Source organism: Stieleria sp. (assembly GCF_041595215.1).
GTDB lineage: Bacteria > Planctomycetota > Planctomycetia > Pirellulales > Pirellulaceae > Stieleria > Stieleria magnilauensis.
This window is the reverse complement of the sequence record NZ_JBFHKV010000640.1, coordinates 1-4,965: the sequence shown is the minus strand read 5'-3', so window position 1 is coordinate 4,965 and position 4,965 is coordinate 1. Positions and strand designations below refer to the sequence as shown.

Annotated in this window: 5 protein-coding genes; 1 reads left to right on the top strand and 4 read right to left on the bottom strand. The window is 60.9% G+C overall.

Annotation, left to right across the window (positions count from 1 at the left end; genetic code table 11):
• Positions 1 to 544, top strand: a 544-nt coding sequence (locus tag ABX749_RS21630; RefSeq protein WP_372897809.1) for an aminotransferase class III-fold pyridoxal phosphate-dependent enzyme, incomplete at its 5' end; no start/stop codon positions are given.
• Positions 545 to 575: 31 nt separating this feature from the next.
• On the opposite strand, the gene ABX749_RS21625 is transcribed toward ABX749_RS21630, so the two are convergent.
• The 4 genes from ABX749_RS21625 to ABX749_RS21610 form a co-directional block, all read right to left on the bottom strand.
• Positions 576 to 2,030 carry a sensor histidine kinase gene (locus ABX749_RS21625; RefSeq protein ID WP_372897808.1) on the bottom strand — a complete coding sequence of 485 codons (1,455 nt, stop codon included), beginning with the start codon at positions 2,028 to 2,030 and terminating at the stop codon, positions 576 to 578.
• Between the two features lie 17 nt (positions 2,031 to 2,047).
• Positions 2,048 to 3,376: a protein phosphatase 2C domain-containing protein gene (locus ABX749_RS21620; RefSeq protein ID WP_145208969.1), complete on the bottom strand. Its 1,329-nt coding sequence runs from the start codon at positions 3,374 to 3,376 to the stop codon at positions 2,048 to 2,050.
• Between the two features lie 176 nt (positions 3,377 to 3,552).
• Complete coding sequence (locus tag ABX749_RS21615; RefSeq protein WP_372897807.1) at positions 3,553 to 4,158, bottom strand: nitroreductase family protein; 606 nt, start codon at positions 4,156 to 4,158, stop codon at positions 3,553 to 3,555.
• Positions 4,159 to 4,338: 180 nt separating this feature from the next.
• A partial coding sequence (locus ABX749_RS21610; protein ID WP_372897806.1) for a SpoIIE family protein phosphatase occupies positions 4,339 to 4,965 on the bottom strand: 627 nt, incomplete at its 5' end.

Below are 4,965 nucleotides of genomic sequence, written 5' to 3'. Positions count from 1 at the left end.
GGCCTACGGAGGCGCCCAAGAACGGTTCGGCGTCGTGCCGGACATGACCACGCTCGGCAAGGTGGTCGGCGGCGGCATGCCGTTGGGGGCTTACGGCGGTCGGGCGGACATCATGGACAACGTGCTACCGGCGGGCAAAGTCTTTCAGGCGGGGACCCTGAGCGGAAACCCGGTGGCCGTCGCCGCGGGCAGCGCCACGCTGCAGCAACTGGCCGAAGACCCGCCCTACGAACAACTCGATGCGATGGGCGATCGCTTGGCCAGTGGTTTGCATGCCGCGGCAACCAAACACGGCATCCCCCACCAAGTCCAACATGTCGGCAGCATGTTGACGCTGTTCTTCAACGCGCGTCCGGTGACGAATTGGCCCGAAGCCGATCGCAGTGACCGAGACGCTTTCGGTCGATACTTTTGGGGGTTGATCGAGAAAGGCGTCTACATGCCATGCAGCCAATTCGAAGCGTTGTTCTTCAGCAACCGACACACCGAAGCCCTGATCGACGAAACGATCGACGTGGCCGATCAGGTGATGGCGAAGTTGTAGGGGAGGAGCGGGTGACCATCGTTGATCGCGGCTATGGCACGTTTTCGGGTTTGGCGATCGGCAGGGTGACGACGGCGGAGGTGCCTTGGCCGGGGGCGGAACGGAAATTGAGCGAGCCGCCTAACTGGGAGACGACGTTGCGGGTCAGGTACAGTCCTAACCCGATGCCTCGACCCGGTTCTTTGGTGGTGAAAAACGGGTCGCCGACTCGCCCCAGGATTTCGTCGCTCATCCCTTGCCCCTGGTCGGTCACGATGAATTCCACGTTGCGTTGATCGAGTCTCGATTCGACTCGCACCCGTCCATCGATTCCGCTGGCATCGAGCCCGTTGTGGATCAGATTGCGAATCGCTTGAGCGACCGCTTCTTCGGGCATCCAAAGCGTTTTGTTTTCGACGTCTTCGGTGCCATCGACCACATCGACGCGGTGGGGATCGCGGACGCCTTCCAGTGTTGCATCGATCAGCTCACCGACCGTGGTCCGAAACCATTCCTGAGCCATCGAGTCGCCGGCGGCACCCCGCATCCGTTGCAAGATATGGCGACACAGATCCAATTGGTGGTCGATCAGTTTCAGGTCTTCGTCGACGGTCGCCGGTTTCTCGACGCCTTCGAGGTGCCGTGACAGCTCACGCGCCACGACATCGATCGTCGAAAGCGGCGTCGCCAACTCGTGGGCCGCACCGGCGGCGAGCGTCGTCAACGATTCCAGCTTGCGGTCGGCGGCCTGAGCCAATTGGTTTTCCCGCAGCTGCTTTTCTCTCGCCCGCAACAATTTACTCGTCCGCGTCACAAAGTAGGTGACGACCGAGGCACAGGTCGTGAACGCCAACATCAACCCGAGTGTTCGAAGATCAAAACCGTCCGAGGCAGTTTCCATCCCCAGTTCCTTGACCGGAATGCTGTATCGCAGAATCAATGCGTAGCCGATCGTTGCGACCAGGGTCAACGACCAAGCCGCCTTGGGCCAGATCATCACGCCGCCGACCGCCAAGTTGACGAAGTAGAAAAAACTAAAGGGGTTCGCCGCGCCGCCGCTGAAGTACAACATTGCGGTCAGCGTCGCGAGGTCCAGCAACATCAATCCCAACGCGACCTTCTGTACCCGCGGAGACCCGTCCTGTTCCAACGCCGCTAGCTCGAGATCGGAACCCCAACGCGGGGCGGGGCGGGACGCAGCATCCGACGATTCATCGTGCCGTCGCGGGTCTGTTACCTCTTTGTTGGCCAAATCCCGAGCATGGTTGTGGGGGCCGTCGTAGCGGCGCAGCCAAATGCCGTAGATCACGTTGGTGACCGCCGTCAAACCGACCAGCGCCAACAGCGGAACATAGGGCAGTTGGACGCCGATGCCCCAGCCGGCAAACAGGATCGTGACCAATTGGCCTGCGACGGCAAAGGATCGCAGGTGCAGGAGCCACGCCGAGGAGCCTAGGCGCGCGGCGGGAATCAGCGGGATGGCGAGTCGGGAAGGGGACTGATTCACGGGAGTGGATCGGCACGTCAGTGGTCGATGGCGGTTTCGTCGGCCGAGCGATTGTGTTGTTCGCGGAGCTGATGCATCGTTTCGACGATCGCTTTGGCTTGGAGATGGATCGCCGTTTTTCCGTCACCGCGGTTCATCGCCGCCAAGCCGTCGTGTTGAAACTGATCGATCTGTGTCCAGTCCATCATCCAGTTCTTCAGCTTGGCCGCTTCGCGCAGTTCGTCGACGGTTTTACCGAGTCGATCGAACAACGTCTGGTCAGGCTTGGAGACATAACGTCGATACGGTGCGTTCCCGCCGTAAGCCTTCGGGATGCCGCCTCGCTTGCCGTTTCCGGCGGCATTGCGTCGCCGTGTCTGTTTTTTCAGATTGGAATAGAAGGTGGCGGCAATCACCCCGGAAACCAGCGCACCGAACAGCGTGGCGATCATCGCCCCGTCGTTCAAACGCAGGAACAGGAAAACGACTGAAAGGATCGCCAGCAAGATCGCGATGACCAGCGAAACCACCATCCCCCGCCTCATCGAAGCGTCTTCGGATGGCATTTTGGGTAGCGGTTGCTTGTCGTCGATCAAAGGACCTTCGGTGACCGTCGCGACGACGATGGTGGTGTTGTCTGGACCGCCTCGCAGGTTGGCCAGATCGACCAACACTTCGACCGCCAGCTCTTCTGGCAAACAGTCCAGCAACGTCGCGATCTCGACGTCATCGACTTGTCCGGACAACCCATCGCTGCAGAGCAAGAACTTGTCGCCCAGCTCCAGTTCAAAAGGGCCTTCGACATCGATCTGTACATCCGAGTTTGGTCCCAGCGAACGCGTGATCACGTTCTTGGGCAACGCTTGGCCGAGGGCGCTGTCGGGATGCACCTGACCGCTCGCCTGGACTTCCCAGACCAACGAGTGATCGAAGGTCATTTGTTCAAACACGCCGCGTCGCAATCGGTACACGCGGGAATCACCGACATGCGCGATGACGCCGCCGACCGGCAGCAGTGCCAAGGTGCTGGCGGTCGTCCCCATGTTGTGAAACTCGGGGTTCTGTTGTCCGCGCTGATAGATTTCCGCGTTGGCTTCGCTGACTGCGACATGCAACGAATCTTTTGCGTCAGCCACCGCGGTGCGAAAGTAATTCATCGCGATCAATTCGGCCGCCATGCTGCTGGCCAACTCGCCGGCCGCGTGGGCTCCCATCCCGTCGGCCACGATAAACAGATGCCCACGGCTTTCAAATCGCTCTCGCGACTGTGCGGGGATGACCGAGTGCGAGTCTTGGTTATTGGTTCGGCGCATGCCGACGTCGGTGCGAGAGGCACAGACGACTCCAGGGTTCCAAGATTCCGACACCGATCGATTTTCCAGCTGTGGCGTTTAAATGCGGATGGGCTTCGCTGCGACCCGTGCCGGCCGCAACACCTTATTGTATTTCGATTTGACCGCTGTACCTAGTCGCCCCCCGACCGCCGTGCCGCCTGGTTTCGTTGTGGCGAGCGGCAACGCGGGCGTGTTGCGGGCGTGCGCGATCATTTCCAGTCGACCGATTTCCCCCATGATCCGCTGAACACATGTTGAGAAAGTGGATTGCGTTTGCGTGCCGAAGCTTCTCGTTTGGCCAGCGCCTGTTCGGTTTCATCGCTCGGTTCGGATGTCTTGGGATAGCCGATCGCGATCGCAGTGGCCGGTTCAAATTCTTCCGGAATCTGATACTCGGTACGGATTTGGCTGAGATTGACGCCGGCCATCTGATGGACTTGCAATCCGATCGCGGCGGCTTGACGGGCCAGGTGTGCGGCGGCCTGGCCGAGGTCGTGCAAGGCGACGCGGTTGGGGTTTTCGTTGCGCGCGAACGTTTTTCGATAGGCCGTCAGCACCAACGCGCCGGCGGCCGACGCCCACGATTGATTCGCCTCCATCAGGCAACCGAGCATCTTTTCAAACCCGTCGCTGTCCTCGCGTGTGGCGACAATCCAGCGCCAGGGTTGCTCGTTAAAACTGCTCGCGGCCCAGCCGGCGGCTTCAAAACACTGTGCCAGTTTGTCTTGCTCGACGGGGCGGGGTTCGAACCGGTAAGGGCTCCAGCGCTGATCGATCGGGGAAACGAGCTCCCGCAGCGTGGGATTGGGCGTCATAGGAAACGGAGCATGAGTGCGGGAACGGAGAACGAGGCCTGGAAACCCCCGATGGATTCGCCGGCGAGGTGATGTCTGGCAATCGCAACGTGAATCTGCCAGAGGATACCCTCGCCAGCGGGCGCGGCTTTCACAGCATACCGATTTTATCCGGGCCAGGGTCGTCCGCCGCCGCAAAAATCAGCCTCGTCGCCGCGAAAGCGACAAAAGTCCGCGCTCGTGACGATTGGGAAAACCTGCCATCTCACGACGCAGGACCGCCAGCGGGTTTTCGTCGGTCTGCATCGCCGATCGCATGCAACAGCCCACCAGTTCTTGGCTGATGCCGTCCAGCTGCAACCCTTGCCCGAACGTGACCAGCGTTTCGCCTTCGGCCAAATGAAACGTCGACTCGTAGCACTCGACGTCGATCGCGGCCGCCAGCGGGCGTCCACCGGTTTGCGTCAGCGGTCGATACCCGTACTTGCCCGCGATCAGTCCGGAAATCTCTCCGGCCGACGCGACTTCGCCTTCGCCGGTCTCGGGATTGATCCGTGCGTACAACAGTGAAACCAACTGATCGGCGGTATTGGTTTCCCACAGCGTGTCGCCGATGCGTTGCAACATTTGTTGGGGCGTGTGTTGATAGCCGCTGTGTGCCGTCAGCGCTGCTCGCGCGGTCGCGGCGATCATCGCACCGCCGGCGCGGCGGTCGAGCGCTTCGGCCATCGCCAAGATCAACGACCCATCCGGCAGGACATCCCACACGTGCCAACCGGTCGACCAGTCGTGTGGCGATTCGATCATCCCGTCGACCAACCAGCCCGG